This window comes from Neobacillus piezotolerans (genome assembly GCF_003362805.1).
GTDB classification, from domain to species: Bacteria; Bacillota; Bacilli; order Bacillales; family Cytobacillaceae; genus Bacillus_D; species Bacillus_D piezotolerans.
Genome location: NZ_QNQT01000002.1, coordinates 752,425 through 778,526 on the forward strand (window position 1 = coordinate 752,425; position 26,102 = coordinate 778,526).

Here is a 26,102-nt window from a genome sequence, read left to right on the forward strand (position 1 = left end):
ATTGGGTGGATAGAACGCCGGGGGCATGTGCACATTTTTTTAAAAAAACCTTAGCTGCCAAACCTGCAAATTTTAGATCCCCATAAACCATTTGCCATAATGGAAAAAAGGGAAGGATTATCGCTATTTTTGTGGAATTTTATAACAAGGGTCAACGTATTTCGACACAATTTTCACAACAATAAGGAAGATACATAGAGGAGAAGGACGCTTTGGATAAAATTAACGAATTGAAACTTCCCGAAACTGGGAGGGTGATTGTTATTTCCGATATTCACGGGGAAATCGGGCTTTTTAAGGAATTGTTAAATAAGGCCGGGTTTAGCGGTGAGGACTATTTAATCATTAATGGCGATTTGTGCGAGAAGGGAGGCAACAGCAAAGAGGTTGTGCGCTATGTGATGGAGCTCGCTGCCACTAACCCGAATGTTCATGTAATCGAAGGGAATTGCGATGCGCTCGTGGAGCATCTGCTGAAGGAAAACCCGCAGCTGCTAAACTATTTGGCTGCCCGGGAACATACTCTTATCGGGGAATGGCTTAAGGAGGTTGGTTTTCAACTTAATGACCACTCAACCATCCAGGAAGTGAAGGAAGTATTGCTCCGCTACTATGGAAAAGAAATGGAGTGGCTGGCAAATTTGCCGACAGCCATCGAAACGGATCGCTATATTTTTGTCCATGCCGGCTTGGAGGACGGGGAGGATTGGAAGGAGACCGAGCGAAGCAACGCGCTGGCGATGCCTTCTTTTTTGGAAAAATCACACCGCACGGGCAAGTTTGTCGTCGTTGGGCATTGGCCGGTGGTGAATTACTCGACCGATATTCCGTCCGACAATCCAATTATTGATGAGGCGAAAAAAATAATCGCCATCGACGGCGGCAACGTCATCAAGCCAACCGGGCAATTAAACGCCTTTATTATCCAGCGGACTGCGGAAGGCGATTCGTTTTCTCATCTGTATGTGGATAAGCTGCCGTCTAGGGCTGTCACCAAAGATTTTGTCGCTGATTCCGCAATAAAGGGCTCGATTAACTATCCGTTCTACACAATCGTTCCTGTTGAAAGAGGAGAGTTCTTTACTCTGTGCCGGCAACCGGAAACTGGCCGTATGTTTTATGTGAAAAACGAGTATATCCTGCAAAATGAAAATGGCGATTTTACAATTAAAACAGATGTATCCTGTGCCCAAATCAGTGTAACCAAAGGGGAAACCGTGTCAGTCATAGATGAGGATTGCTCCGGTTATGCCTTGATTAAAAAGGAAGGCAAGGCTGGGTGGATTCCAGGAGAGTGCCTTATGGACTAGCGTTCAAATTGGTCTAGTATCATGAGTAGAAATACAGCCAAAATATTAAGAACGGCTAGTATTGTAAACTGGTAACCTTGTATTCCGCTGAAAAAATGATAGGCAATTGGGAACAAAACAGTTTCCACACCAAATAACATTATCACCAAACCAATTCGTTCTGCTAATTTCCTTTCGTTTCTAGGGACGAAAATTTCATTATTACCAGCAATGAATGAAGTTTTTCCTTTATGTTTAATGGAAATGCCTACAAAAATAATGACGAAACCTAAAGCTATCAACACTAAGGATTTTACCAGCATATACTTCCTCCTAGAGAATAGATTTTATCCTGGATTAACTACCGGTTAATTCAAAGAGTGTTTTCCTCCATTATATGTAATTTGATGCCGAGATTAAAACATTAGGAGCGGAAGAAAGTTCAAGTATATCTTGGACAAACATAGGTGAAAGAGAAATGTCGGGGGGATTGGGATGGACATGGTAGATATTCTTAAAAACAAAAACATTAAGGTAAGAAAATTACCGAAATGGGGAGCGGATTTACGGAAAGAATGGGAAACTCATTTCGCCAATCATCTCAACGACGAAGAAAAAAGAGAAATTTACTTATTTGACCATGGCGGTTATTGCGGCTATTTATGGCATCTATTCAGTTATAAAAAGAAAGATTGTCTTGAAGGTGAAATGGCCCAAAAGGCGTTTGACATGAGACCAAAACAGAATGTTATGTGTTTTTTCAAGACTCTGATTTTGCCTTACAACTTGAGAATGCTTCTGGATTTAGCACCACAGACTTGATTCATGAAACAGCTATTGATTTGTACATAGTAGATAAAAAGTTTCGCTGGACTTTTGTGATAACGCACGAAACAGGTTGGTGCGGCCTTATTTTAGCCGTAGGTAAGGACTCAATCATGGTGAAATTCCAGATATTCTTTAGAAAGTATGGAGGCCAAATGTGATTATCCCAACAATTCTTCGTAATACTTTAGGAATAATAGGATTTCCTTTTACTATCTGGAACCTGGCGATGGACCGAAAAAACAGGGTCGAACCGCCTGGGCAGATTATAAAAACGAGATATTCAGATATACATGCAATTGTAACAGGTGGTGGGCCGATAACGGTTATTCTGGAAGCTGGATATACCTCCGTTTCAATCGATTGGTGCTATGTCCAGCCGGAAATTTCCAAGATTGCCCGGGTCATTTCGTTTGACAGGGGGAATTATGGTTGGAGTAGAACAAGACGGAAAACAATGACTTCCTTGGATAGCGTTGAGGAAATAAGAGAAGTGTTAGATCATCATAAAATCAAGCCGCCATATATTTTAGTAGGCCACTCCTACGGCGGGCTTTCGATGCGATTGTTTGCAAGCATGTATCCAAATGAGGTGGCTGGACTTGTTTTGGAAGATGCGGTCCATGAAAGCCAGTATATGCTTACCCCGGAGAATACGAAGCGAATCACGAAATTCAGGAGGCTTGTCACTACGGGGTATGTTACTTCGCTCGTTGGCATTCCAAGAGCGTTGAAACAGAAAATCGGCAGGAAGTTTCTCGAAAAGAAGTATGATCAATCACTAAACTACATTGGTTATACGTTAGGTGCTTATCAATCCGCCTACCGTGAATACCTGGATTCCGAACAGTCGGCACAACAACTCATAAACGCCGCTCCTTTACGAGAAAATTTGCCCGTTATCGTGATAAGCGCGAAAAAGCAACCGGACAGTTGGAAGCGCGACCAGCTGTTATTGGCGAATTTAACGGAAAATACAGAGCATATCGAAGCAGACACTGGGCATTCCGTTCACCTTGAGAACCCTGCAATTGTGATAGAGAGTATAAAAAAATTAATAAACAATAGGCCATAGAGTTAGGGGGACAATTTTAAAATGACCGAATTCAAAACATCTCAAGAGAAGGAAATCCATAAGAAATTAGCAATCGATTTGTTTAATTATACATGGGATTTAATTGAGAAAAACAATCGTAGTGAAGCAGACGACGAAAACATGGTAAATGCAGCTCATGCTTCGCGTTTTCATTGGGGATTAGTGGGAACCTTATTGAATTTTGCGAGAGGTGAATGGCAAATTTCACGTGTATATTCGCTTTTAGGAAGAGCGGAACCCGCGCTTAATCATGCGAACAAATCCTTGGACCTTTGTTTAAATAACAATCTTGGTGCATTTGATTTAGGTTTCGCATATGAAGCGCTGGCCCGTGCCTATGCCGTAAAGGGAGACAAGCAAAAACGGGACGAAAACATTTCATTGGCCAAGCAGGCCGCTCAGAATGTTCAAGAGGATGGAGATAAGGCTTGGCTGCTGAAAAACGTAGATACAGTTGCCACGCTTTCTCTTCCGAAGTGGGAGTGATCCAAATTTTGAGAAGGTGGTAGGACAGTGATTTATTTTCTAATTTTTGTTTCATTCATATTATCTACTACGGTCTCAGTCCTTTTTTTGAAAAAGAGTTTCAACAAGTGGTTGGCGTGGTTAGTGGCATTTTGTTTAAATACGTTATTTCTAGGAACAGCCATCTGGGTTTTCTACGTGACAAACGACGAGGTAAGACTATTTGGCATTGGGGCTACGAACGTTTCATACCTTGCCTTATCAATCCCATTCATCACTTGGAGTAATTTATACATACTTGAATTTGCAAAACGGAAAATGGTGAAAAACAAGGCCTTATAAACACTTTTTCAATATGGAACATTATGGCCGCGTTGTCGTATATAGTTAGAGAGGGAGGGATTTTTCTGAAAAGGTTCCTTTATTATTTGGGTTGCACGATTGTCATTGGAGTTATTTTTTATGTGGGCATGAAGTATCACATTAACCTAAAAAGAGAAGCCGAGATGACGTATAATATGTTTCCGACTTTGATTTTTACAATTGTCTCCCCTGTCGTAATCGGGTTGCTGCTACGGATTCCAAAGCTGATCCTGGAGATTATTGAAAAAAAGAAGTGGACGTTTGATTGGGTTAAAATTGTCGCAGTTGGGCTTCCCGCACTTTATGTGGCGTTGGCACCGTATTTGTATTACTCCCCAATGGGGGACTACCTCCCTTTTGCAGCAGTATTTGCATCTTTCGGGGCTTCCACCATAACCACAGCGGCAGGAATTGTTTTTGGATATGTTTTATTGGACAGCTTGAAAAAGCCCGATTGATCTATGTAAAACGCCCGCCAGAGTTTTCTTGGCGGAGGCATTTTATGAAGTTTTCCACCTAACTATTAAAAAAAGAAAAATGGAGCAACGGCAGCGCCGGTAAAGCCACCGAGGAATCCTCCCGCAAATCCTCCTGCAAATGCCGGACCGAAACCGCCACGGAAGCCAGGACCGAATCGGTAAGGAGGATAACCCCTGAACCTAGGACCGTACCCATAACGATAATAACCCATCATATTCACTCCTTTAGTTGTTGGCATGCCGTTCCCTATGGGTCAAGCAACCTTACTCCTACTATATGGAATTCACCTTGTGCCTGTACTGAACAAAAGCGGAGTTAATAGGAATAAATTTTAAAAAAAGGGCCTTTGGAGCAGCTAAAGCAGGAATGGATTACCTGTACCATTAGCAAAGGAATTAGGTGCATTAGGATGAAAGATTTTCACTGCTGCGCGACATGCCGGCATTTCCTGGCCGAGAAAAAGGCGGAAGGGATGATGTATTCCTGCAGCCGGCTCGGGTACGAAACGAAACCTACTTATAAGTTCAACTGCTGGAACCCTAAGGAGCATGTAAATAAGCTGATGAATAAAAAAAACATGGGCCACGCTAGCGGTTAAAAGAATACGAATGAGAAAGGGCGCTCCAAAGAGGAATACGCCTTTTTTTGTTGAATAATAGTTTATAAGTCCTGGATTAATTTTCCTCAACAGGAATGTCTTTTGAGTATACGGTAGTGATGCCATCTTTGTTGAGGGACAATATGTACGGGGAGCGGATGGAATTAGTCGGGGCATTGGCTTAATGCTCAATGGCGCTGCATTCCTCATCATTTTTTCGATTTCATCCTTCTTTTTAATGATCCGTTCGAAATGACTAAAACTAAGGAGTGATAAATATGATGTTTCTTTGCCTGGGTTATTTTGACCCCGAAAAAATGGATTCCCGCCCAAAGGCGGAGATTGATGCTGTCTTGGATGAGTGCGGCCCCCACCTCGAAGAATTGTACAGGACCGGACGAGTTCTGATGGATGCCGGCGTGGATGTGGCGGCTAAAAACCTCCGCTGGGATAATGGGGCAATAACGGTTAATCACGGTCCTTTTACTATAGCGAAAGAAAGGGTTGGGAGTGCATTCCTTATCGAAGCCGAGAATATGGAAGAAGCAATCCGGATTGCCTCATTACACCCTACCGCACAATTGGCAGCGGGTGAGCAGTTTGGCTGGGGCTTAGAAATTAGGCCGGTCCACTATTTTAAGGGGAAGGAATAGCGTATCTTGAAGTTGAAGTTGTTCTCTAAATAAAATAAATGTTACACTAGAATCGCATATTGTGAATGGATATGTTATACTGAAAACAACCTTTGAAGCTTTAAACTTTTTACATTACCGGCACCATGCCCCTACTCGATCGTTGAGTAGGGTTTTTTATTGATTATTTTTTAATAAACATAAAAAAACAGGCCCTAAAAAGAGCCTGTTTTGGTTATACAAATATGATTTAAGCTTTTTGAACGTTCGCAGCTTGAGGTCCACGAGCGCCTTGCTCAACGTCGAAAGTTACTTTTTGGCCTTCGTCAAGAGATTTGAAGCCTTCACTTTGGATAGCAGAGAAGTGTACGAATACATCGTCACCGTTTTCGCGTTCGATAAATCCAAAACCTTTTTCTGCATTAAACCATTTAACTGTACCTTGTTCCATATTTGTTGCCTCCTAGTGCGTTAGCGCACAATGTGTTACTATCTCTGCCCAAAGTGACTTCAAGACGAAAAGTCGAAACTCATACAATCCTTTACACCGAACAAAAATAATTCTTCTCCATCATAACAGTAATCGGAAGCAATTGCAAATGAGCCATATAGACTATCTTGGGTCCGGGCATTTTTTTAAAAGAATCGATTGTGTGTCTTAATGCCTAGTCAAAGGATTATCTTGAAGTTTAAGATACAATCTTTTATCAAGGTAATTGGAATTATTATGGTAGCATCCCCTCTTTCTGGTAAAATAAAGTTAAGGGATGAAGAGGGGGCAGAATTATGAAAAATGGGATAAAGCTGCTATTGCTGATTGCAACTGCCGTACTTCTAGCCGCTTCAGGCTGCGAAGTCAATACCGGAAGCCAAGTCCAAATAAAGATGAAAACCGTTGAAGAACAAACAGAAATTCTGGAGTCATACACATTTGAGGATTATAAAAACATCTATGAAAATGTCCTGAAGGAAGCGAGCAGGCTTGAAAAGGACGAAGATTTGCTAAAGTGGGTAATCCGGACATTAGCCCAGGAAAAATTGCTTTTTAATACAGACTTATCCGACAAACAAATAAGGGCGCTCGCCAAAGAGGCGATGGAAAAAGATAAACTGTGGAAATCAATTGCTGAGGATCGGTATGGAATTAAAGCCAGTGATGCCGAAGTCGACCGCTATATCGAGGCGGGGCCTGACACCAGCAGCTTGCCGCAGCATATTGCCATTGCGGAATCCCTGAATATGAACCTGGATGAGTACAACCATGGCTTTGATTGGGACATTTATGAAAAAGCAGTCATCTGGCAAAAATTAAAGCCAAAGCTCGAGAAGAAATATAACACCACAAACAACGAAACGCTTGCTGAGAAATTCAATGCAGAGGTAGAGAAAAACTATAAAAAATAGTAATTGGTAAAGGGATTGGCAGACGCTAATTCCTTTCATTTTAAAAAAGAGAATTGGGGGAAAAAGCATGGCAATGCCAACACACATCGCCGCTGCAGGCGGAATCGTCGAGAACGAACAAGGAGAAATCCTTTTGGTAAAAACACACAATCAGGGATGGGTATTCCCTGGTGGGCAGGTCGAAGTCGGAGAAAACCTAATTGATGCTGTAATCCGTGAGGTCAAAGAAGAAAGCGGAATCGACATTGAGGTTTCCCATTTGATTGGTGTGTATTCAAATACGGCCATCTACAAATGGTACGATGGCGTAACGGATGTCCCGACTAAGGTCATGTTCGACTTTGTTTGTAAATTCATTGGCGGGGAATTGGGAATCTCGGAGGAAACGACTGACAGCAAATGGGTTCCCAAAGAAAACGTCGTCGATTATATCGAAACTCCTGCAATCCGCACCCGCTACCAGGCTTATTTGGATTTCAACGGGAAAACCACGTACATGGAATACGTAACACGGCCGGATTTTGAAGTGAAACTGAATCGGACTGTTTAGGACTGGGGCAACGCTTGGGGAATTACCTGGGCGTTGTTTGTTTATGGTGAAATTTGGGCGGTTATCGAGCGGGGTTTGCCTAAAGGAGTGGCTGGATTGATAAATGAATTGAAAGAAAAAGTAAGGGATCTCAGTGAAAACGAAGCAAAATCCCTTTTATTTCTGATTTTATTGAGAATTGAAATGGCTGAGGAGACAAAATCCTTGGATGAACAATTAAGGAAAGATCTAAGAGAAATTTATTCTGATTTTATGAAAAATAATGCTGGCCATTCCAATAGCGAGAGTGCTAAAGTCCGACTGCTTTTCATATTGTGTTTGGCGAATCGACTCTCCACATGCTAAAGCACGTGCTGAAAACAGCGGGAAAGGCTGATAGGGAAGTCTATCTTCCGGGGTGAGTGACATGTTGTTTCTATTTCCCTCAAAAATTGACCACAATTTTTCCGGGTGGCATTCCCCGGTATGCAACGGCCTATACTCAATCTCCTCTGTATTATTTAATAAGGATAGCTGAGGAACTGAATCGCAAGAAATTGAAAAAGGGCTTTTCGATGGCTGCAAGGATTATTGGTGAGGCAATCGGCCAAATTGAAGAATATGTTGGTGATTCTTTTTTGGAATACAGGCTAAGGCATTTAATCGCGGAAGGTGTTTTTGAAGTCCAGGGCTCGACAAAGGCAATGAGGTATTATAGTGTGAAGCTTCGGTAAGGGTATGTTAATGGAGGTTGGTGTCAGCTATCCTCTGTGGTAAAAGGAAGCCGGACTGTGATGAATCGGGAGTTATCGGGACACAAGTTGGTTCTAAAACGTAATGTGTGTCCCGATCCATTTTAGTTTGAGTTTTGTTTTAGCAAAATCAGCTCTTTCCTCCCCTCGGAAACACTCGGATATCTTTCTAAAATAATCGTTATAAGATGATCTTTGTTTTTATCCGTTAATGAGCTGTCTTTACGCAAGAAATGCAGGTAACCCAGCAGTGGATCGCCATCCTTAACCATTACTCGTAAATTCTTTAACTCTACTAGATAATCTTCATAAAATTCTACATCCTCACTATTTGCCATCTCTACAGAATTTTCAGCAGCTTCGATGGCCTTGTCCAAGTCCAAAAATAAATAGGCATTAGCCAGTTGCAGATAATAAGAACTGTAAGGAAATAAATATACAGTCCGTTCATAATATTGCAGTGATTTCTCGTAATCTCCTAATTCAGAATAAATTTGCGCAATTAATAACATCACTTCATTGACATTGGGAATAGTGTCGTTGAGTTCCGACGCGGTTGCCAATGCTTTGTGGGGATTTTTTTGCTGGTAAAGTTCCCCCCGCGCGGTGATAATTTTTAACGGAAATTCCTTTAGTTTCTTCATGGTTTCGAATTCATAGGAAGAGAATGATTGGCCGGCCTCTTTTTCAAAAACGGCATAAAAATCGTCTTTTTTGCAGCCTTCAATAATTTTATTGATGGCAGCGGCGCCTTTATTTTTGACTAATAGGCCGATTAGCACACTGCTCTGAAGATAGGGATTATACGGGGAACGAAGATGTTTATCCCATTGTTTATGTGTTCCTAGTTCTTTAAAACCAACTGTTTCTGTTTCCTCAATATCGTCGGATGTAATCCCTTGGTTTTTACGTTCAACATATTCGGCTAACCCTTCATGAAACCATACAGGCAAGTCTGAAAATCGGACGCTACTATTCTTTAATGTGCTGCTAATCAAATGATGGGTATATTCGTGTACAATGGTTTGTTTAAATTGCTTTAATTCAGTTTCATCCTTTGGAGTAGCAATATAAATGGAGCTTTTTTCAGCAACATAATACCCGGCTATGTGGCCCTCTGCGAGATTTCCAAATCTATCGTTTAATTTCGAAAGATCGTTTGCTAAAACAATGGATAAAGGGCTGTTAAGATTTTTGCCGAACAATTCTTTTAAAAGGCTCTGATTTTCATTTAATGTTGATAAAACGGCATCAAAAGCCACTGACGTTTTTTCATTATTATTTTTATATTTAAAGGTAACATGTCCAACCTTTTTTGATTGAGCATTCTCTTCTTCAACAAGAGGTTTTGAAAAAGGGTTCGGTTTTATCGCTTTTGTGAGTTCACCAAAACCAACGTTCGCCAAAAATGATAGTCCAATGAAAAGTCCCACAACGACTATCCAAAAAGTAATTTTTTTTATCATCGTATGGTTTCTCCTAAGTAAATTATCATTTGGATTCTCCTACACTGATGTGTACTGGACATGCCGTTTTGACCAAAAAGAGCTTCACTCAACTGCTTTTTTTCGGATGAAAAAGGCGATGATGCATAATAAAATCCCTAATAGTGTTGTTACATACGGATACAAGATCGGGAAAAAGAGGGTTGGGTACATCTGCAAGATATCCGATTGGTAGCCCATTGCCATTTGCGAGGTGCCGGAAGCGTTTATTAGCCGGACCCCGAGTGGATTTTCAGCCCGGGTAAGATAAGAAACTCTTTCCTCTGTGATTTTGTCATCGATCCAAATGATTTTCCATCTGCGATCGTCCATTGGGGCATCATCATCGGTAAGCCGCTGGACGATGGCGGTCTTGTCGTTTACTTTTAAAACTTCGAGCCAGGAATAATATCGGCCGCCTTTATCCCTATTTGATAGCCAGATTTCATCCGCATTCGTGACCTCATTCCCATCCACCAGCAGATGCAGTTTCACAATATCGCCGGCGGGTACCCCTTCTTCCAAATCCCAATGAGTTAAAGGAGCTTTTTTCCCGGTCAGCTCTTCAACAATTTTTATCGATCGGCCGTTGACTTCAATTTCCTGCGTATCAATAGGCCTTGGAAAGCCTTGTTCATAATTTACAAAGTCAATTTTATATTGTTTCGTTATTTTCGAATTAATCACTTCTTCTCTGGCCATTTGAAACATCGGCCACGCGGAACCAACAATCAACAACAAGCCAATCAGCATCAAAATCTTCCGCATTCCTACGCCTCCCTAATTAAGTCAATTATACTAAACTATTACAGGTGACATGTTAATTAATGTTAAAATAGTGATAATGTGGTTCTGGAAAAGCAGGGATCGTATCATTATAGGAAAAACAGCGAACGGGGATGCCACTGTCCAGCTCCCTGACAGCAAAGTGCAGCCCAGAATCCGTATGGTGGTCGATGCCAATGATGTTCCGGGAATGGAATTCCTCGACGGGGAAGGGAATGTTGTTTACAAATTGCCACCTGAATAAGGAATACCTTTTTAGTTTTTCTTTTTTTGCTTAGCCAGCTTAAAAGCCATAAACTGTGGAATCAAATTTAAAATGCTGATAGTGAATAAAAGTGAAGTGGCTGTCAAAGGTTTAAAGTAATATCCCCATCGATCAACCCCGGCCATCTGGTTGGAAAAATAAAACGATACGCCAGCCGAAAAAAGGTTACCGATTACGATAAGGAATGTATAGCCTTTCAATTTGTTAATAAAAGCAAGGATGGCAGGCCCTAAAATCAACAGCAGGTAACCAAGCATGGAGCCGTCTTTATAATCCTGATAAATGGCAAAGTAGCCAAACGGAAAGCAATAAGCAATCAAAGTCGAATAAACCCAAATTTTTTTCATAACGCACCTCTTTTTGGTGTAATTTTACACTAATTATAACTTTTTTTATTGAGGTGCACTATTTTTTTCAATCAATCCTATAGTAGATGGGAGGCCCATTGATGTTTTATCGAAGAAAGTTTTATATCGTGAAAAACGAATTTGTGGTGGTATTTAATAACCATTTCAATGAAACGAATCTCCCGAATCAGTTAAAACATGGTGCGCGGCTGATCGGCAGATGGATGGTGCCAAACGATGAAAAGACAACCGAGATTTTCGCAATCTGGGAATATGACAGCTACGAGAATTACCAGGAAATCGAAGCGAATATCCGTAGCGACAGCGAACATGTCGCACGCGTCAACAGATGGTACGAAGCGAACGGTGGCCGGGATTCTGTGATGAGAGAATATATTTTGAGCGTAAAAAACGAAGAGTTGAAGACTACATTATTTTAAAAAAGAAAACCTCTAAGTTTCCAAGCTTGACCTTGTGAAAGATTCTGACTATTATTGTTGATATATCAACGTTCTTGAGGAGGCGGGTCCTTTGGATGAAAACAAATACATTGGACTCTTAATCCGGAACGCGGACTTGACGATAGCGAATTACATCAAGAAGCAGCTCGGGCCGTTCAACCTTGCTCCCGAACAGAATCTGATCATGATGATGCTGTGGGAAAAGGACGGGATTTCCCCGAACGAACTGTCCCAGCACCTGAAAAAGGACAAAGGCAATATCGCGCGCATGATCGCGAGCCTCGAGAAGAAGGGATACATCAAGCGAATCGATGACCCTTTCGACAAACGCACGTTCAAAGTTCATTTAACAGAAGCCGGCAGGCAGCTTGAATGCCAGGTGGCCCCCATTTTGGATGAGGCGAGCCGGACCGTGATGAACGGAATCAGTGCGGAACAAACGCTCCAACTGCAAAAGGTTTTAACAAAAATTATACATAACATATCTGGAGGACATTCAACATGAAAATCGTAGCAATCGTAGGAAGCATCAGGAAAGACTCACTAAACATGTACTTCGCAAAAACAATGCAGGAACGCTACCAGGACAAGTTGGACATCGAAATCGCAGATATCCGCTCCCTGCCTCATTATGACCAGGACGAGGAAAACAATCCGCCACAATCTGTTAAGGATTTTAAACAATCCATCGCAGACGCAGACGGGGTAATCATTATTACCCCCGAATACAACTGGTCCATTCCAGGCGTTTTGAAAAACGCTCTTGACTGGGCTTCCCGTGTCGAGAAGGTATTCATCGGCAAGCCAGTATTTCCAATGGGCGTTACCATGGGAACTCTCGGAACCATCCGCGCGCAATTGCATCTGCGTGAAATTTTGACAGGCCTCCAAGCAAAGCAAATGCCGGCTGCAGGAAACGAAATACTCATTGGCTTTGCCAACCAGAAATTCGATGCCCAAACAGGCCGCTTGGTCGACGAACAAACACTCAGCTTCCTCGACAGCAAAATCGAAGTGTTCATTGATTTGATTAAAACGGTGTAACATCGTTTTGATGATTTTGTAAAAAATAAAGTGTATACGTTAAATGCGTTCCCATTTTGAATGGGGGCGCATTTTTTTATTAAAAATTTGATGGCTTAATAATATTTTTAAGGGTAGTGTGTTCAAAGAAGCCCGGTCTCTGGACAGTAACGTGAATTTCCAAGGATAGTGTGTCCAAAGAAGCCTGGTCTCTGGACAGCAAAGTGAATTTTCAAGGGATGTGTGTCCAGAGAAGCCTGGTCTCTGGACAGTAGAGTGAATTTTCAAGTGTAGTGTGTCCAGAGAAGCTTGGTCTCTGGACAGTAAAGTGAATTTCCAAGGGTAGTGTGTCCAGAGAAGCCGGGTCTCTGGACAGTAACGTGAACTTCCAAGGGTTGTGTGTCTAGAGAAGCTTGGTCTCTGGACAGTAATGTGAATTTCCAAGGGTAGTGTGTCCAAAGAAGCCCGATGTTTGGACACGATAGTGAGTTTCAGGGGTAGTGAATCCTAATGAGCTGGCAATGATGACAGCAAACAAGGATTTCAAAGCGAGTGATTGCCAAATTTTGTGTTAATATTTATTTAAACTAATACACCTAGGGTAAATAAATCTCCTGCCACTCTGTTTAAATTCCTCACACATCAACGATTCTCCATATTGCAACTTCTTGGAAACGGGAGTTATAAACTCTTAATAAAAATATCCATTTTCTACTTCAAAAAATTTAAAAGGATGTGGAACCGTGATTAATGCTAAAGATGTTTTAGCCGAACAGCTCTTGGCAAATTCGAATGATCCAAGCTGGTATAGCCCTTTTTTACAATCAGTGGAACAATTGACTGAAGAGCAAGCCTTTTGGAAACCGGATGAAGGGAGTTTCAGTATTGCTGAAATCGTTCAGCATCTCCTTTACTGGAACCAAACATGGCAAATCCGGTATCAAAGCGGCAACGTAAAGGCAGTGCCGCCACTTTCAAGCAATGAAGAAAGCTTTATAATTCCGGACAATCAAACATTTTTCAACTTAAAGAACCAGTTAGTCGACGTGCTGCTTCAATGGCAGGATTTAGTAACGGCGGAAAAATTGGAATCCAATGTTGAAGGCTTCTCTGTAAAGGCACAGTGGTGGGGAATAATCGCGAATTTAACTACCCACAACGCCTATCACATTGGCCAAATTATGTATATTCGCAAGCTGCAAAAGAGCTGGCCGAACGAGTAAATGGAGGATGAAACGAACGACTGGGAAGTATTTGGAGGTTTTCTATGCGGAGAAAAATTCAAATCAGTTCACTTGTGATGATTGCTCTTTTTAGTTTGTGGCTTATTGAAAGGCCAGCTAATTCTATTATAAAAAAAGATAAAGAGATGCAATGGCTGGTAAAAAACAGCCATGAAATTTTATCGCTGGAATCAGAAGTTTATAAGGATTTGGAGTTTTTAAAACCTCTTTTAAAAGATAAAAAATATGTGTTCCTTGGCGAGAGTTCCCATGGGATTTCGGAATACAATCAGATTAAGGTGAGGATGGTTAAGTATTTGCATAAGGAATTAAGGTTTGATGTCATTGCGTTTGAAAGTCCCGTGCTTGACGCTTCTCTTTCTTATTCTGAAAAGGAAATGATGGGTTATTCGGGAAAAGACCTCAATCAAGAAGCCGTTTATAATTTTTGGCACGCAGGCGAGGTTACCCCATTATTTGATTACATCATTGATAATAAAAGCAAAAATCCACTTATTTTAACAGGATTTGATATTCAACTAAAGAGTGATGTTCTTGAAAGGTTTTTAACGAAAATTAGTAAAACTGACACGGAGCTAGCAGAAGAGTTTGCAGAACTGGAAATGAATTATAAAGCAATCAGAATGGAAATGATGAAAGGAACTGCCCCGAGCGATGAGGATATAAAGTATTTTGAACTTGGTTATCAGAAAGCCATGGGATATATACATAAAAATGAAGATAAGATTTTTGAAGAATACAAGGAATACCCCGAGTTAAAAAAATTGCTTATTTTAGGAATGCAAAATCGAATTGATCTAATTAAGAGCAGGGCTACAACAAGACAGCATGACTTTATTATTAGGGATGAGCTGATGGCCAAGAATATAGAAGAGCTGGCAAAAGAGGTTTATCCAGGTAAAAAGATTATTTTTTGGGCCCATAATGGCCATATCCGAGATAATAACAGTGAAGTTCTGCAAAATGTAGAAGGTGGAACTAAATTTTATCCATGGACCATACCTACCATGTATGAAAATTTGCCGAATCAAATGAAAGAGGAGAGTTATAATATCGGCTTATACGCCTATGAAGGCAGCTTCATCGACACTTCAGGCCAAATTGCCACGTATAACAACGGGGAAAAGTATAAGGAAATTTCTCTGGAATACAAATTAAACCAAGCCGGAAGTGACTATTCCTTTATCGATATTAGCCGCCAAAAAGAAAATCAGTACAACAAGTGGATATTTGAACCGATTGAATCTGTCTATCAAGGTTTATTTCTTGAAAAATTCATTCCTAAAAAGACTTATAATGGGTTGACTTTTATAAAAGAAGTGAATCCCCCTTTAATTTATAATGATTGATCTTCTCTTCCAAAATTGTAGCCGCATAATTTCCGCTTAATTTAAAAAATAGGAGATGCAAAAATGGCAATGACCAAACCACCGCCCGTAAAACTAAGGCCGTTAACCATGGATGATTTTCCTGGAGTTTTAAATTGGGGCAAGGACAAGAAATTTTGCCTTGCTAACGGGTGGGAGTTGAACAGGGACGAGGAGGAGCTTTACAACTGGTGGCTTCGTTGTGTGAAAAATGAATCCGGCGACTTTACCCGTATGGGAATTGAATATGATGATAGGCTAATAGGGTATGCGGATTTGGCCTGTTTGCAGGGGCATACCGCCGAGTTGGGTATCGCAATTGGCGAAAGCACGCTATGGGGCCAGGGAATAGGAGCGAAAGCAGCTCGTTGCATGATCGAGTTTGGTTTTGAAAAGCTGGGCATCACTGTTTTTACTGCCGAAACGCACGAAAGCAATGTCCGCTCCGGAAAAATGCTTGAGAAACTAGGCTTCAAAGAAATCAGCAGGATTGGCCACGAAGTATATATGGAAAAGGAAACCCGGTTGGTTCAATATCTATTTTCATTTAGCGAAAATGGTGTTAAACTCTGAAAATATAATTAAAGGCAATAGGGACTAGGCAGGTTTAAAATGAAGCTAGTTACATTGAAGACTAATTTTCATGGTTATAAAAAAGGAACAGAGTTTTACTTGGTCGCGGAGTCGGAATTCATCGGGGTTAAGGAGTTTGTGTTGAGAACAACAGATTTAACGGGCAGGATGTCAATCAGTGAAACTGAACTTCGTAAGAATTTTATTTTTATAAAAGACCTTTCAATGAACTGACCTGGATTGGGATTCTACTAAAGGTAGGGAAGGGTTTGTTGAGAAATGGGGCAGAGACTTTCAACTAATAGTTGGTTTATCTATTTGGGAATTATCTGGTCTGTTATTTTTTCAGCCATGAGTTTTTATTGGGCGATGGGAGGCAGGTTGGGGGTCAAATCTTTAGGTGGGGCAATTTATGAGATGTCTTTAAATCCATCGTCTTCGTTCCTCGTCCTCGTTTGGCTTACTGGTTTCATGAAGCTGCTCGGGGCTGGATTGTTAGTGCTGGTACTTGTCCGCCGTAACAATTCAAAATTACTCTTTTATACGGTAAAAATAGCAGGAGCATTCCTGTTTCTGTACGGCGCGCTTAATTTCATCACAATTTCTTTACATGCATTAAATATACTTGAATACAACTTAGACGACTATGCGACCTTTTGGAGGCTGGCTTTTTGGGAACCATATTGGATGGCCGGAGGAGTTTTTTATTTTTTGTCTGTTAAAAGAGCATAGCTGTGTATGAATTAGGGGGGGCAAGGTTGTTTTAATTTGTTTGGTAAAAGAGTTGAACACTTCCACAACGAAGAGTCTTTGAGTTATAGAGGTCCATCTTCATTCTCTTGTCTATATCTTTGAATAGCGGTTTACCGCAGCCTAATACAATGGGAACAACCGTTAGATGAAGTTCATCGATTAAGCCTTTATTCAATAATAATGAAACCAATTCTGCACTTCCTAAAATCAATAAATCTTTTCCAGGCTGTTGTTTAAGGTTCTGAATTTGATCGATATAGTTATGGGATACTAATTGCGTATTTTGCCAGTGTACGCTTTCTAATGTTTTCGAAAAAACAATCTTTTGCGAAGAATTCATTTTGTGTGCTATATCATTGGATTCGTTTGGCCAATAGCTCGCCATTAATTGATAAGTCACCCGTCCAAATAAAATCATGCTGACGGTATTGAGCAGATCCAGAGCATACTCACTGTATTCATCATCAACAATGTGCCAATCAATCTCTCCATTTGCCCCGGAAAAAAAACCATCCAGCGATACCAACTCTTGAGCAATAAGTTTTCGCATACGCTCCTCCTGATTAATGTATGGTTTTTTGTAAAAGTCCTTCTCGATTTATCTTATTATATGTAAAGTTAACATAATCTTCAAATTTTGACAGAAGGAACCGATTACATTGAGTAAACCAAGCTTTACACGGATTCCTTAACAAGGTGAATGCGAAAATTGCATACCAAGTGTTTTCACGAAATAATTAGAATGGTCAGAATATTCCTTGACGGGAATATTCCTTTTTGGTAATATTGTAAATGAAGGGAGAAAGAACTTAATGGGCGAACATATCTCAACTATTTTAACCGCACTAGCTGAGCCCAACAGGTTACAGATTGTGGAGCTTTTGCGTAAGAAACCATTGTCGGTAGGGGAAATTGCGGAGCGGCTCAACCTTCTCCAACCGGCTACATCCAAACATCTTCGGGTGCTGAATAAGGCTGGCCTGGTAGAAGTGAAAGCAGTTGCGAATCAACGGATTTATAGGCTTAAGCAACAACCTTTTCAGGAACTTGATAAGTGGGTTGAATCATTTAAACACATCTGGGATGAAAGATTTGACCGGTTGGATGAGTATTTGCGCAAGCTGCAAGATGGGAACTAAGGGGATTCTCTTGAGTATTCACTAAACAAAGTGGGAGGAATCAACATGTCAGAAAACAAAGCTTTAAACGCGGTGGCATCCAGGGTCGAAGGTTTGGAATTAATTATCGAGCGGGTTTTCGACGCACCACGGGAATTGGTTTTCTCTGTCTTTTCAGATCCTGTTCACCTGGCAGCTTGGTGGGGGCCAAAGGGTTGGGAGACAGAAGTTCCCGAGCTGGATTTTAACGAAGATGGGGTTTGGTTATACTGTATGACATGTGTTGATAAAAACCAGGGTGACTTCTTTGGAATGAAATCCTGCGCTAAAGCGGTTTATCATGAAATTGTTGTTCCGGAAAAAATCGTTTACACCGATTTCTTTACGGATACTGAATACAATGTTCTCCCGGAAATGCCTGAAATGGTTATCACGATGGAGTTCATAGAAGAGGAAGGCAAAACCAAAATCATTTCCCGCTCGAAATTTTCAACAGCCGAAGCTGTTAAAAAAGTGGTCGATATGGGTGCTGTTCAAGGAGTTTCTTCACAATACGAGAGACTTGACGATTATCTATCCGAACTTCAATCGAAATAGGCCCAAAGTGGTTTCATCGTTAGCGTTAATCAAACTTCATTTGGTTAACGCTATTATTTTACATAAAAGGTTGTGATTATATGAAGAATGGATCGGAAAAACCAGTAAAAAAGAAGCTTACGGGGCCCGAACAGGTTGAGGAATTTATGGGAAAACTTCAGCATCCTCTTAAAGAGGAAATAGAGGAAGTCCGGAAAATAATCCTGAGTTCCGATACCCGCATAACAGAGCAGATTAAATGGAATGCGCCGAGCTACCTTGTTGATAATGACGATCGAATAACATTCAACTTGAAAGGAAAAGGATTTTTCCGCCTCGTTTTTCATTGCGGGGCAAAGGTAAATCCGGAAGCGAAGAATGAACCGCTGTTTGTGGACCACACCGGACTGTTGGAGTGGCAGGCAAATGACCGGGCTATCGTAAAATTTTCCGAGAAGGATGATATTAAGGCCAAGGAAGATGGGCTTAGAACCGTAATCAGCGAATGGATCAAGGCGACTTGTTAATTGGAAACACCCCACTGCCTAACAAAACAGCTGCGCTGGTTTTACAAGGCCAAATAATGCCGCGACAAATGGTAAAAAAGCCGTTGGCAAATATCCCCTATGGATTTTATGTTTATTGCAGCTTTAGTTGGGAATAACAATCTAAATGGACCAGCCAGATTGGTAACTGGATTCATTGAATATTTCTTAAAGGAGTTAGGGGATATTTCTATGGCGAAAAAACGAGCAAAAATTGGTGATCAAATATCATTTACGCGTAAGGATTGCACGTGCGAAGGCATTGTTGAAATTGTACGAGACAGCAGTGTGATTGTCGAGGTTTCTAAAGAATTCGCTGAAAGATTGGGCTATGATACACCGAAAACCGTGGTCAGGCATTCGAATTACTCGATTTTAGCCTCTTCGGAAACGGCATAGGACGAGGCCATTTACATAAGTTCAAATAGTGGATAAAGTGTCAGCTAAAATGGCTGGCACTTTTTAATTTAGTTAGTCATTAGAAAGTTCACACGAATTATTTCTGGGATTTTATGTTGCGCTTCCAAAAACTTTCCTGTGGCGAGAATATCCTATACACTTATAATTCAAGGACATTCTTTTGAAAAGGGGATTTTGCATTGGAGGACAAGAGGGCCTTAACTATTTCCGGGATCGATTTGAACTGGGATACTCAAAAAGGAAAACTGCAGTTCCAGGGTGACGACGTTGCGATGTTTTGGATCAGTTCGGCAATGAGAACCTTCTTTGATACCATTGAGGAAATTTCAGGGGAAGAAGCGTCTAACCTAGTTTTTGAAGCAGCGGGTTTCCGGCAGGGCATGGTTGTTGGCGATTATTTTGATATATATAAGGAAATGGATTTAGAGGACGCCACAAAAACGCTATCGAACATTTACGCTGTTGCGGGTTGGGGCGCCGTTGAATTTATTGATATGTGCTACGAGGTGAAAAAAGTAACTGTCCTGATTAAGGATGGCTGGGAATACAAAATCAACCTGGCGCAGGGAAAAACGAAAGGAAGCAACTTCATTCCTGCCCATTTTGCCGGTGTATTCACTTCGATATTCGGCGCGAATATTTGGTACGAGGTCGAGCTTGACCAGATGGAAGGCGAGCCATACACACAAATCAACTACTTCCCTTCCGATATTACGGTTTCGGAAAACATCCACCAGCTGGCAAGGAAAAAGGAATCCGAACTTATCTGCCAACTCGAGAAAGCCGTGGATGAAAAAACAAAAGAATTAAAAACACTCGTTGAAAAATTATCCTCCCCTGTAATACCCGTTCATGAAGGAATCGTTGTCGTTCCCCTGATTGGCAATTACGATGAAGAGCGCTCCGAAAAACTGCTTGTAAATACGCTGAACAAACTTCCTTCCTATAAAGCAAACTATTTAATCCTGGATTTAACAGGACTTGATACAGACGCCGGAACCTATGTGGCCATACTTATTGGAAAAGTCGGTGCCGCCGCGAACCTGATAGGGACAAAAACAATCCTTGTCGGTGTCTCACCAAAACTCGGAAAAATGTTCGCAGAGTCTGCTTCAGACATTAAGAAATTCGACTTCTTCCAGACACTTCAGCACGGAATCCACTACGCGCTCGGGCAGAGCGGAAGGAAGATCATTTAACACTGCTGGACTCCTAAGCGGTGTTTTTTCAAAAGTAAAGCAAGGGACGTATCTTCATCTACACAACGAAAAAACACACAATACAAATAAAAGGCAAAGAGAAGGAACCTCTTTGCCTTTCCATAAAACAAAATAGTTTTTTAATGAACTCTCTTTTTTCCACAACGAATACATTTACCAGAAAAATAGTCATACTTATGATTGGGGCGTTTTATTTTGTAAAAGTAAGGACGGGAAAAACTCAATGTTCCTTTTTAGGAACCACCTAATATTCATACCCCACGTACGTCCCGCCAATGAAATCATGGATCGCCCGTTTGTCTTCACGGAAAATTACCATAAACAAGCTCACAAGGCCCGAAATCCCAAAAGTTACAGAGGACAATAGGAACTTTCCGACAACTTCACGTAGAATCATATTCTTAAAAGTCAGTGGCTCGTCGTCCACGCGCATGATTCTAATCTTCATCATGCGCTTCCCTACAACATAGCCATTCCAGACCAGGGGCAAAAGCGTTAAATAGAGCAAATAAATCAAATTATATGTCCAACCTGTCCCGAAGCTAGTTAAACCATCTCCTGTTAACAGGGCAAACAACAAACCGAGCGGCAGAGAAACAAGCAAAAAGTCTATAAAATCCGCAAAAAACCGCAACCCAAAACCTGCCGGGGAATAATTCATTCATATCGCTCCTAACCTATGATTTTATAAATTTCACATACCGTTTTCCTGAATCGCCGCGACAATCCAAATTGTGATGTTTACGGAAAGGACAATTAAAAAAGTGCGTAATTTACATTTTTATTGCCTTTGTTCTTACCAGCTAAGCACGGTGCATGTCAGCAGTTGAAGCAGGGGACGTATCCAATGCTTCACCACTTTAAGTAGTGCTGGATTCAATTTTTCGCTCCCTTCCAAATAAACAGGCCAACAAGCGCGGCAACGCCCAAAACCGGGGACCACAGAAGAAGCGAACTGGAAGCCGCTGACCGCTCCATCTCTTCCTGGAGATTCACCTGCTTCACTGGGGAATCACCCTGGCCAAGGAATGCCAAATCCTCACCGGCTTTTCCCACTTCAACGGTCCTGTTGCAAACCTCAGAGGTCAGAACCGCTTTATTTTTAAAATCAGGATTTTCCTTGGCGTAGACCAAGTACTCTTTGCCTTTTTTAAAATCAATGCTGCAGGAAGTTTGATAATATCCAAGAAGCACCTGGGACTCTGTTAGCCCTTTCCACGTACCGCTTACCTCGAAAAGAACCTTCTTAGTCCGAGAGTCAGTACCACTCTCTTTTTCTTCCTTAATATCAATCACTTTTCCTGTGAAAACCGCAGCCGACTTTTCAAACTCATCCCCGACAGACGGCTGCCCGTCACACTTGCATGCATAGCTAACTGATGAACCAACCGTAATCAAAAAGAACCCCACAGCCAAACAAACAGCAAAAACATATAACTTTTTAATCATTCAATCCCTCCTAAATAGGGTGAAACGGGGTGCGTCAGTATTTCTTTTTTCGAAGAAAAGAAGCGGAGCCTTAATGGGGTCTGGATCCTGATTTGTATATTCATGGAATAGATTTTAAAATCTGTAATATATGTTATAATTTTACCATAATTCGGAATTGTACAAAACTTCACCGTGAGGAGGCTTATTTGCCGGCAGCAAATCAACCAAAAGGAGACAGAAACATGTTAAATTTTTCAGGTATTGAGAGAAAAAGTTCGCAATACATACTGGCCATTTCCATCATGCTATTCATCGGAAGCTTATTTATGCCCTTTATTCTTGTTTATCTCATCCAGGAATCGCTCTACAACACGAAGGAGATAATGTATTTCAAGGCGCCGCCATCATCTTACGTAACGTTCGGAGTTGGAATGATGTGGATAGCACTTGTCCTGTTAGTCCTCGTGATAACCAAAAAGAAATATGAAATCGGTAAGCTCAAGTGGCTGTCGCTTTTGTTTATCCCGCTAAGCATCCCTTTCTTTATGTTCAGCATCGAGAACTATTATTACCTCGACAAAGAAGGAATTCATTCCAATGAGCTGAAAAGCTACAAAACGATCGAAACGTTCCGATGGGATGAAATGAAAGAAGTGAAAGAGATATACGCTAAAGAAAAAGGCGATACGAAAACTAAAGCATACCAATTCATCACGAAGGATAACCGTGTCTTTGAATTGCCGCATAATAAAAATGTCCTTCCATTCCGCGCAGGATTAATGGATATGCTGCGGGCAAACCAGGTCACGATAACCGATAATTACGATGAGTTGTGAGGGGCAGTAGAATTGCCCTGCTTCAAACCGCTTCAAAATATGCTATTCTTATGGGAAAGATAGCATGAGGAGTGTTGGATGATGGGAATGATTGCGAGTTTTTTCAGGGTAACGCCCAAGGCGCTGCAGGGGTTAAAATCAAATCCGGACGAGGCGGCAGACTTGATTTTCGAAATGGAAGAAATCGAGGAGCTTGAGCTCGACATCGATAAATCTTGGCATGGCATCTACTTTTTGTTGAGCGGCGTGGCAGACATCGATCAGCCAACGGGCGGGCATATTGGCCGGGCCGTACTTGGCGGGCATGAGCTCGGCGAAGACTATGGCTACGGACCGCTACGTTATTTTGAACCCTCCGAGGTTGCGGAGATTTACAACGAACTTAAAGAGATTTCGCCCGATGAACTAGCCAGCCGTTTTGACCGCGAAACGTTAAGCGAACATGGAATCTACCCAATGAACAAAAAGTGGACCGAAGAGGATAAGGATTATTTGGTCGACAACTACGACTTCCTCCTCCGCTACTACGAAACCGCGGTAAAGAACAACGAAGGCATGCTGCTGTTGATTCAATAAGGGCAGTTTTTTTGTAAAAATAGAATTAGTAATGATGAAAATCTTTTTTCATCTATCATTTTAGGAAGCCTTTCTAATTAAGGCTTCCACTTTTTTAAACTAACATAGCCATTTGAAATTAGTTAATGCCTATTTTTTGAAAATAAAAGCGTAAAGGTCCAGCGCCTCATTAACAACAGCTGGGCTAATCCCTGTCCTGGAATAAATGCGTTCACTCCATTCTTCATTTAAAGTTAGCGGAGAGTCATGAAATAAGCCGGCATTTGTGCTTAGAAAGCTGGCCCAATTGTAAAATTCCCAATGCTGGACCTCATCCTCACTGTGAATCCGCATTTCGCATAAAGGGGGACTTAATAAATTTTGTGAAAAATGGCCGGCTTCAAAAAGCTCATCATCCGTGATTTTACTCAAAGAATACTGCTGGCGGCTTATTTTCCCATTGGGGCGTTGATAGGTAATTTCAAAGTCCGTTGACGCCGAGCAGACTTGCACGTTCGCGGCGGGGAAAAACCCGGAGACAGGTTCAGTTATAAAATCCGAACTTGAGCTGTCGATCAAGATAGGGAGGATCCATTGATCCCCAAGGTCGCACAAATAGCGGTATCCATCAACATACGCAAGAACCCCGACATGGGCTTCAGGGGTGCCAAAGTCAGAGCCAATCGCATGGGCTTCAATCCCTGCATCCTTCAATTCATGCAAAAGCCAAATAGCTAAATCGAAACAATTTCCACTCGTGCCAAATTGGTTTCTGTGCTCGATCATCTCACGAACAGTCCGCTGCCTGCGCCCCGATGGTTGATTATAAAACCAAGCCTTTGTGAGTGTCTCCATCGGAAAACCATCAAACAACCGCCAAACCTTTAACAAAGAATCTGGTGGAACCAACCCAACCCCTCCTCGCAAAAAAACGTTTACTTAATTTTACCATGCAGATGAAGCTTTGAAGCAGTTCAAACCCCGTTGAGTGACTAAGTCCGGCCATAATTCGAAAAGTTAGTCACTCAAACCCAGATGAGTTGACTAACTCTGATTGTCAGGGAAAGCTCTTAATGGTTGTCTTAAATAAGGTTTTTAGCGAAGTTAATGAGGCGAAAGGTCTTTTTAAATAGGGTTTAACAAATTTTATAGCTGGGACTATGAAGCTGGGGATCCAGCACCGAATCCAACCCATCGAACTCTGTTAGGGACATGCCTGAACAATAAGAACCGTCCTTGCTTACTTCGCCAACGACATATACCCAAACAACACCTCAGCCCAAATTCTTTGTCCCTCATCGTTCATGAGGACGCCATCTCCATTTAGCATATCTTTGAATTTTCCGCCGGTGTCATCCAAATATTTTTGGATTCCTTCATTCATGTCGAAGTATTCCCAGCCGTTTTGTTTGATGAGCTCCTCGGTATTCCGGATGTAGTCCTCATACCGGTATCCCCGCGCATTGGCTTCCTTGAGTTTTTCTGGGGAAGGGGAGGCTGAAAAAAAGACAAGCCTGGCATTCGGCAAAGCTTCCTTCAGGGAAGAAGCAATTTCATTCAGATTCGCCTTGGTTACATCCATCGAAAAAGATTTTCCGTGATTATGCAAAAGAGACGTTTCGATTAAAACGAGGGCGGGGTAATCCTTTACCACAGCGCTGACGATGTCACGGTCCACAATGTCCTGCGTGGTCCAGCCGCTTTCCCCATGATTTTTAATCGCAATCTTGCCAAGGTCTTCGTTCGCACCCCGAATCTTGCTCTCTACTAAACTCGGCCATGCCTTTGAAACTGAACTTGCGCCATCGCCTTTCGCGACACTGCTCCCAATCACGGAGATTGCAACCCGCTCTTTCATTAAAGCGTTGAAGTGAAGGAAGTCCACCACAGACTGATTTTTATTTGTTTTTGGATTCAGGCGTTCCAGCTTGGCCTGCGTTTCCTTCTTTTTTTCCAATTCCTCTTGCTGGAGCGTTTTCTTGTAAGCTATGTATGATTCCTTACCCTTGGCCTCGATTTTCTTATTGTAGTAATTACCTCCAAACCCAAGCACAACTGCCAGCGACAGGAAAATAAAGAAAAGGATTAACCTCTGCACCCAAAACTCCCCCAACATTGTATTACTACAATTATTACATGCATTTACAAAAAATTACAAGTGCGCCCTATGCCTTTACTCCACATCTGGTAAAACTATATCTATAAATAAAAAAGAAGACTACGAGAGCCTTCTCAAATGAATGATTCAAAGTGTTGAAGTACCGAGATTAGTCTCTAGCATTACGGCTTCTATTTTAAAAATGAAGCCCCCCGGTCCGTCCCTCGTTCCAGACTCTAAAATGCAGCGAGCCGGAATCCTGTCTAACATTTTTAAAACATCGGCTTGGCAGGGTCAACAGCCAAAACCTGTTGGCCATCCACTTCAATCCAGTAGTAGTAGTGGTCGACTTCTGCGCCTGTCGTATTAGTTAGAGTATTATGTACAGATTCCTGGAGCTGGAAAGTCGTACCGCCAGTACTCAATGAAGGAAGTTTAAGGCCGGTATTAATAGAGATGGTCTTGTCGGACCCGCTCAGGTATGCAGCGCTTGCCGCACCAGTGAACAAAGTTTGCAGCGCGAACGCCAGCGTTAAAACCATAAGCAGTCTTTTCATGTGTATCACC

General features: G+C 41.6%; 38 protein-coding genes and 1 pseudogene. 27 read left to right on the forward strand and 12 right to left on the reverse strand.

The window, feature by feature from the left end:
- The first annotated feature begins 212 nt into the window (after positions 1–212).
- Positions 213–1,310 (forward strand): metallophosphoesterase, encoded by a 1,098-nt coding sequence (locus tag DRW41_RS08770; protein ID WP_115451567.1) that lies wholly within the window; start codon positions 213–215, stop codon positions 1,308–1,310.
- On the opposite strand, the gene DRW41_RS08775 is transcribed toward DRW41_RS08770, so the two are convergent.
- Entirely contained in the window at positions 1,307–1,612 is a 306-nt protein-coding gene (locus DRW41_RS08775) for a hypothetical protein (RefSeq protein ID WP_115451568.1), read from the reverse strand. The two genes, DRW41_RS08770 and DRW41_RS08775, sit on opposite strands and share 4 nt — an antisense overlap.
- Before the next feature lie 172 nt (positions 1,613–1,784).
- On the opposite strand from DRW41_RS08775, the pseudogene DRW41_RS08780 reads away from it, so the two are divergent.
- The 4 genes and pseudogenes from DRW41_RS08780 (at position 1,785) to DRW41_RS08800 (ending at position 4,496) form a co-directional block, all read left to right on the forward strand.
- Positions 1,785–2,275, forward strand: a pseudogene (locus DRW41_RS08780) (DUF4275 family protein).
- A gap of 68 nt (positions 2,276–2,343) precedes the next feature.
- On the forward strand, positions 2,344–3,189 hold the full coding sequence (locus DRW41_RS08785; RefSeq protein WP_142752202.1) for an alpha/beta fold hydrolase: 846 nt from the start codon (positions 2,344–2,346) through the stop codon (positions 3,187–3,189).
- A 21-nt stretch (positions 3,190–3,210) separates the two neighbouring features.
- Positions 3,211–3,696, forward strand: a complete 486-nt coding sequence (locus DRW41_RS08790; protein ID WP_115451570.1) for a hypothetical protein — start codon at positions 3,211–3,213, stop codon at positions 3,694–3,696.
- Positions 3,697–4,103: 407 nt separating this feature from the next.
- On the forward strand, positions 4,104–4,496 hold the full coding sequence (locus tag DRW41_RS08800) for a hypothetical protein (protein WP_245959383.1): 393 nt from the start codon (positions 4,104–4,106) through the stop codon (positions 4,494–4,496).
- 65 nt (positions 4,497–4,561) lie between these two features.
- On the opposite strand, the gene DRW41_RS22930 is transcribed toward DRW41_RS08800, so the two are convergent.
- Positions 4,562–4,729, reverse strand: a complete 168-nt coding sequence (locus DRW41_RS22930) for a hypothetical protein (RefSeq protein ID WP_181884472.1) — start codon at positions 4,727–4,729, stop codon at positions 4,562–4,564.
- Positions 4,730–4,927: 198 nt separating this feature from the next.
- Between DRW41_RS22930 and DRW41_RS08805 the strand changes: the two genes are divergently transcribed.
- Positions 4,928–5,116 (forward strand): hypothetical protein, encoded by a 189-nt coding sequence (locus DRW41_RS08805; protein ID WP_115451572.1) that lies wholly within the window; start codon positions 4,928–4,930, stop codon positions 5,114–5,116.
- 278 nt (positions 5,117–5,394) lie between these two features.
- Positions 5,395–5,769: a YciI family protein gene (locus DRW41_RS08810; RefSeq protein ID WP_115451573.1), complete on the forward strand. Its 375-nt coding sequence runs from the start codon at positions 5,395–5,397 to the stop codon at positions 5,767–5,769.
- 229 nt (positions 5,770–5,998) lie between these two features.
- On the opposite strand, the gene cspC is transcribed toward DRW41_RS08810, so the two are convergent.
- On the reverse strand, positions 5,999–6,199 hold the full coding sequence (gene cspC, locus DRW41_RS08815; protein WP_053367965.1) for a cold shock protein CspC: 201 nt from the start codon (positions 6,197–6,199) through the stop codon (positions 5,999–6,001).
- Positions 6,200–6,534: 335 nt separating this feature from the next.
- Between cspC and DRW41_RS08820 the strand changes: the two genes are divergently transcribed.
- From DRW41_RS08820 to DRW41_RS23390, 4 genes are all read left to right on the forward strand, one after another.
- Positions 6,535–7,152, forward strand: a complete 618-nt coding sequence (locus DRW41_RS08820; protein ID WP_115451574.1) for a hypothetical protein — start codon at positions 6,535–6,537, stop codon at positions 7,150–7,152.
- Positions 7,153–7,219: 67 nt separating this feature from the next.
- Positions 7,220–7,702, forward strand: coding sequence for an NUDIX hydrolase (locus DRW41_RS08825; protein WP_115451575.1), 483 nt, complete (start codon positions 7,220–7,222; stop codon positions 7,700–7,702).
- Between the two features lie 33 nt (positions 7,703–7,735).
- Entirely contained in the window at positions 7,736–8,047 is a 312-nt protein-coding gene (locus tag DRW41_RS08830; protein ID WP_115451576.1) for a hypothetical protein, read from the forward strand.
- A gap of 86 nt (positions 8,048–8,133) precedes the next feature.
- Positions 8,134–8,415 (forward strand): DUF3658 domain-containing protein, encoded by a 282-nt coding sequence (locus DRW41_RS23390; protein ID WP_245959384.1) that lies wholly within the window; start codon positions 8,134–8,136, stop codon positions 8,413–8,415.
- A gap of 122 nt (positions 8,416–8,537) precedes the next feature.
- On the opposite strand, the gene DRW41_RS08840 is transcribed toward DRW41_RS23390, so the two are convergent.
- Complete coding sequence (locus DRW41_RS08840) at positions 8,538–9,899, reverse strand: DUF2268 domain-containing putative Zn-dependent protease (protein WP_115451577.1); 1,362 nt, start codon at positions 9,897–9,899, stop codon at positions 8,538–8,540.
- 84 nt (positions 9,900–9,983) lie between these two features.
- Complete coding sequence (locus tag DRW41_RS08845; RefSeq protein ID WP_115451578.1) at positions 9,984–10,685, reverse strand: hypothetical protein; 702 nt, start codon at positions 10,683–10,685, stop codon at positions 9,984–9,986.
- A 76-nt stretch (positions 10,686–10,761) separates the two neighbouring features.
- Here DRW41_RS08845 and DRW41_RS08850 point away from each other — a divergent pair, with 76 nt between their 5' ends.
- Complete coding sequence (locus DRW41_RS08850; protein ID WP_115451579.1) at positions 10,762–10,947, forward strand: hypothetical protein; 186 nt, start codon at positions 10,762–10,764, stop codon at positions 10,945–10,947.
- Positions 10,948–10,958: 11 nt separating this feature from the next.
- Here DRW41_RS08850 and DRW41_RS08855 read toward each other — a convergent pair whose 3' ends face one another.
- Positions 10,959–11,315: a hypothetical protein gene (locus DRW41_RS08855; RefSeq protein WP_115451580.1), complete on the reverse strand. Its 357-nt coding sequence runs from the start codon at positions 11,313–11,315 to the stop codon at positions 10,959–10,961.
- 101 nt (positions 11,316–11,416) lie between these two features.
- Here DRW41_RS08855 and DRW41_RS08860 point away from each other — a divergent pair, with 101 nt between their 5' ends.
- From DRW41_RS08860 to DRW41_RS08895, 8 genes are all read left to right on the forward strand, one after another.
- Positions 11,417–11,755 carry an NIPSNAP family protein gene (locus DRW41_RS08860; protein ID WP_115451581.1) on the forward strand — a complete coding sequence of 113 codons (339 nt, stop codon included), beginning with the start codon at positions 11,417–11,419 and terminating at the stop codon, positions 11,753–11,755.
- 91 nt (positions 11,756–11,846) lie between these two features.
- The gene (locus DRW41_RS08865; protein ID WP_245959385.1) at positions 11,847–12,281 is read left to right on the forward strand and encodes a MarR family winged helix-turn-helix transcriptional regulator; all 435 of its coding nucleotides are present in this window, start codon (positions 11,847–11,849) and stop codon (positions 12,279–12,281) included.
- Positions 12,278–12,820 carry an NADPH-dependent FMN reductase gene (locus DRW41_RS08870; RefSeq protein ID WP_115451583.1) on the forward strand — a complete coding sequence of 181 codons (543 nt, stop codon included), beginning with the start codon at positions 12,278–12,280 and terminating at the stop codon, positions 12,818–12,820. The genes DRW41_RS08865 and DRW41_RS08870 overlap by 4 nt, the downstream gene beginning before the upstream one ends.
- A gap of 722 nt (positions 12,821–13,542) precedes the next feature.
- Positions 13,543–14,022, forward strand: coding sequence for a DinB family protein (locus tag DRW41_RS08875; protein WP_115451584.1), 480 nt, complete (start codon positions 13,543–13,545; stop codon positions 14,020–14,022).
- A gap of 44 nt (positions 14,023–14,066) precedes the next feature.
- The gene (locus DRW41_RS08880) at positions 14,067–15,392 is read left to right on the forward strand and encodes an erythromycin esterase family protein (protein ID WP_115451585.1); all 1,326 of its coding nucleotides are present in this window, start codon (positions 14,067–14,069) and stop codon (positions 15,390–15,392) included.
- Between the two features lie 63 nt (positions 15,393–15,455).
- Positions 15,456–15,983 carry a GNAT family N-acetyltransferase gene (locus DRW41_RS08885; protein WP_245959386.1) on the forward strand — a complete coding sequence of 176 codons (528 nt, stop codon included), beginning with the start codon at positions 15,456–15,458 and terminating at the stop codon, positions 15,981–15,983.
- 39 nt (positions 15,984–16,022) lie between these two features.
- A complete protein-coding gene (locus tag DRW41_RS08890; RefSeq protein ID WP_115451586.1) occupies positions 16,023–16,217 on the forward strand; it encodes a hypothetical protein in 195 nt (64 codons plus the stop codon).
- A 45-nt stretch (positions 16,218–16,262) separates the two neighbouring features.
- Positions 16,263–16,715 carry a DUF3995 domain-containing protein gene (locus tag DRW41_RS08895; protein ID WP_115451587.1) on the forward strand — a complete coding sequence of 151 codons (453 nt, stop codon included), beginning with the start codon at positions 16,263–16,265 and terminating at the stop codon, positions 16,713–16,715.
- A gap of 31 nt (positions 16,716–16,746) precedes the next feature.
- Here the strand turns inward: DRW41_RS08895 and DRW41_RS08900 are convergent, their stop codons facing one another.
- Positions 16,747–17,286: a dihydrofolate reductase family protein gene (locus DRW41_RS08900; RefSeq protein ID WP_115451588.1), complete on the reverse strand. Its 540-nt coding sequence runs from the start codon at positions 17,284–17,286 to the stop codon at positions 16,747–16,749.
- Between the two features lie 262 nt (positions 17,287–17,548).
- Between DRW41_RS08900 and DRW41_RS08905 the strand changes: the two genes are divergently transcribed.
- From DRW41_RS08905 to DRW41_RS08925, 5 genes are all read left to right on the forward strand, one after another.
- Positions 17,549–17,875 (forward strand): ArsR/SmtB family transcription factor, encoded by a 327-nt coding sequence (locus DRW41_RS08905; RefSeq protein WP_115451589.1) that lies wholly within the window; start codon positions 17,549–17,551, stop codon positions 17,873–17,875.
- A 45-nt stretch (positions 17,876–17,920) separates the two neighbouring features.
- Positions 17,921–18,451 (forward strand): SRPBCC domain-containing protein, encoded by a 531-nt coding sequence (locus tag DRW41_RS08910; RefSeq protein ID WP_115451590.1) that lies wholly within the window; start codon positions 17,921–17,923, stop codon positions 18,449–18,451.
- Between the two features lie 80 nt (positions 18,452–18,531).
- The gene (locus DRW41_RS08915) at positions 18,532–18,957 is read left to right on the forward strand and encodes a DUF1801 domain-containing protein (RefSeq protein ID WP_115451591.1); all 426 of its coding nucleotides are present in this window, start codon (positions 18,532–18,534) and stop codon (positions 18,955–18,957) included.
- 99 nt (positions 18,958–19,056) lie between these two features.
- Positions 19,057–19,374 (forward strand): DUF2187 family protein, encoded by a 318-nt coding sequence (locus DRW41_RS08920; protein ID WP_245959387.1) that lies wholly within the window; start codon positions 19,057–19,059, stop codon positions 19,372–19,374.
- Positions 19,375–19,574: 200 nt separating this feature from the next.
- The gene (locus tag DRW41_RS08925; protein ID WP_115451593.1) at positions 19,575–20,594 is read left to right on the forward strand and encodes an STAS domain-containing protein; all 1,020 of its coding nucleotides are present in this window, start codon (positions 19,575–19,577) and stop codon (positions 20,592–20,594) included.
- A gap of 265 nt (positions 20,595–20,859) precedes the next feature.
- Here DRW41_RS08925 and DRW41_RS08930 read toward each other — a convergent pair whose 3' ends face one another.
- Together DRW41_RS08930 and DRW41_RS08935 are read right to left on the reverse strand one after the other, a co-directional pair.
- Positions 20,860–21,276 carry an RDD family protein gene (locus DRW41_RS08930; RefSeq protein WP_115451594.1) on the reverse strand — a complete coding sequence of 139 codons (417 nt, stop codon included), beginning with the start codon at positions 21,274–21,276 and terminating at the stop codon, positions 20,860–20,862.
- 215 nt (positions 21,277–21,491) lie between these two features.
- Complete coding sequence (locus DRW41_RS08935) at positions 21,492–22,064, reverse strand: hypothetical protein (RefSeq protein WP_115451595.1); 573 nt, start codon at positions 22,062–22,064, stop codon at positions 21,492–21,494.
- A 224-nt stretch (positions 22,065–22,288) separates the two neighbouring features.
- Here DRW41_RS08935 and DRW41_RS08940 point away from each other — a divergent pair, with 224 nt between their 5' ends.
- Together DRW41_RS08940 and DRW41_RS08945 are read left to right on the forward strand one after the other, a co-directional pair.
- Positions 22,289–22,882 carry a hypothetical protein gene (locus tag DRW41_RS08940; RefSeq protein ID WP_142752203.1) on the forward strand — a complete coding sequence of 198 codons (594 nt, stop codon included), beginning with the start codon at positions 22,289–22,291 and terminating at the stop codon, positions 22,880–22,882.
- Positions 22,883–22,963: 81 nt separating this feature from the next.
- Positions 22,964–23,458, forward strand: coding sequence for a YfbM family protein (locus DRW41_RS08945; RefSeq protein WP_181884473.1), 495 nt, complete (start codon positions 22,964–22,966; stop codon positions 23,456–23,458).
- A 129-nt stretch (positions 23,459–23,587) separates the two neighbouring features.
- Here the strand turns inward: DRW41_RS08945 and DRW41_RS08950 are convergent, their stop codons facing one another.
- The 3 genes from DRW41_RS08950 to DRW41_RS08960 form a co-directional block, all read right to left on the reverse strand.
- Positions 23,588–24,346: a hypothetical protein gene (locus tag DRW41_RS08950; RefSeq protein ID WP_115451598.1), complete on the reverse strand. Its 759-nt coding sequence runs from the start codon at positions 24,344–24,346 to the stop codon at positions 23,588–23,590.
- A 331-nt stretch (positions 24,347–24,677) separates the two neighbouring features.
- Positions 24,678–25,535, reverse strand: coding sequence for an SGNH/GDSL hydrolase family protein (locus DRW41_RS08955; RefSeq protein ID WP_181884474.1), 858 nt, complete (start codon positions 25,533–25,535; stop codon positions 24,678–24,680).
- A 272-nt stretch (positions 25,536–25,807) separates the two neighbouring features.
- Positions 25,808–26,092, reverse strand: a complete 285-nt coding sequence (locus DRW41_RS08960) for an early set domain-containing protein (protein WP_115451600.1) — start codon at positions 26,090–26,092, stop codon at positions 25,808–25,810.
- Between the last annotated feature and the right edge of the window lie 10 nt (positions 26,093–26,102).